Source organism: Vibrio salilacus (assembly GCF_002811245.1).
Lineage (GTDB): Bacteria > Pseudomonadota > Gammaproteobacteria > Enterobacterales > Vibrionaceae > Vibrio > Vibrio salilacus.
This window is the reverse complement of record NZ_NIVQ01000071.1, coordinates 1-1,468: the sequence shown is the minus strand read 5'-3', so window position 1 is coordinate 1,468 and position 1,468 is coordinate 1. Positions and strand designations below refer to the sequence as shown.

Below are 1,468 nucleotides of genomic sequence, written 5' to 3'. Positions count from 1 at the left end.
GCGGTTCTTTGCCAAATAAATCAGTCATTTGTGGTAAAACATAACAAACAATTCAAGCAGACCCTCAACGCTCGGCGATTTTGGTTTGCGTTGAATTTCGTGTTGCCGAGCAATGCGGAAAGTGAGCCAGTGCGTTTCGGGCTACTTAATTGGGCGTTATGAGCTAAAGGTGGGAAGCTGTTGTATTGAGCTAGCTGTATTAGTCCAGCTAGCATCAGAAAAACAAGTTAAGCAATTATTCCGAGTGCTTTTGCAACCCCTCCTAGTACTATGACTGCAAGCCAACTCCAAAAGCCCAATGAATTGGCCCACATAAATAGTTTGAATTTGGTAGAATTCGTAGTGGCTCGGTGTCGAATGAGTGGGTAAGCTATACAGTAGTTCATAAACCTAGACATGATGCTGTAAGACAACATATTTTGGTAATCTGAATGTAGTTTGTTTACGTCTTTTGCTAACTGCTTATCGAGCCATACTATTCGTGCGGGTTCTCCTAAAGATAATACAGCTCCAAAAAACACACCTGGAATTGACCAGATGAGGGCGTAACCACCAAAAAATGCGGCGGGGATCATTATCATCAATTCCCACCAAACTGCTGACGACATAATTTACTCCACAATCCACTCGTATATCGAATATGCAATATCACCGGTTTCTTTGCCAGCCGTAGTACCTAAGACTCCTCCCGCCACTCCTCCTACGACAAATGCACTAATAGATGCAATGGCAATTACAGGGGCCGAAGCTGTACCTAGAACTAGTAGCATACCACCCGCAGCCCATGTGGCAGCTTGTGAGCCTAAGTATGCTCCCCCGATAAATCCTGCTATTTCTCTGCTAGTTGTTTGTCCACAGTTGCCGGAGCTATCTACATTACATGCTTCATAAATGTTTTTTACGCCGCTAGCGATTCCTAGGCCTAAACCAATATAACCAACTCCTTTGGCTGCTGAGATTCCAACGGATACATTAGCAATTCGTTTACCTAAGTTTTTCACAAAGCCTGATTTTAATATTTCATCTGCGTTGTGTATAACGGATTTAGTCGACAGTTTCAGGTTTCGCTTTACTTGCGTATACATAGGCAACTGTACAGTGCGTTTGGACAGCCCTGCAAATGAACCATCGAGCTTTTTGAATAACTCTGCGCGTTGAGATATGAATTCACCATAATTCACGCCTCCGGTTCGGCTAGCCATAGCGACTTGACCTGCATATAAATCGTTAATCTCTAGGAGAACACCATTAATAATTTTTAAATGTTGCTCAACACCAGCGGTAGCCATACCAACGCCTAAGGAAGCGTAAGCGTAATAATCACTTGGTAATCCCTCGCTGGCTAATGTAGATAGTGTCTCATTTGCGTAGTGGTCAAGAAGCTCTAAGTGTCGACTGACCATCGACACGTGCTCATCGCTAAGTTTGCCCAGCTCTTCACTGGCTGCTGTCGCTTCTTCCTTTAGCT

The 1,468-nt window shown here is 43.9% G+C and carries 1 protein-coding gene and 1 pseudogene; both read right to left on the bottom strand.

Going from position 1 to position 1,468, the window contains the following annotated elements:
• Positions 1-227 precede the first annotated feature (227 nt).
• Positions 228-608 (bottom strand): hypothetical protein, encoded by a 381-nt coding sequence (locus CDZ87_RS16765; protein ID WP_245834758.1) that lies wholly within the window; start codon positions 606-608, stop codon positions 228-230.
• A gap of 3 nt (positions 609-611) precedes the next feature.
• Positions 612-1,468, bottom strand: a pseudogene (locus CDZ87_RS16760) (hypothetical protein); the annotation flags it as partial.

Bases quoted from the DNA above. Each gene is read 5' to 3' on its own strand.
- CDZ87_RS16765 (WP_245834758.1), bottom strand. From the start codon at position 608: ATGTCGTCAGCAGTTTGGTGGGAATTGATGATAATGATCCCCGCCGCA.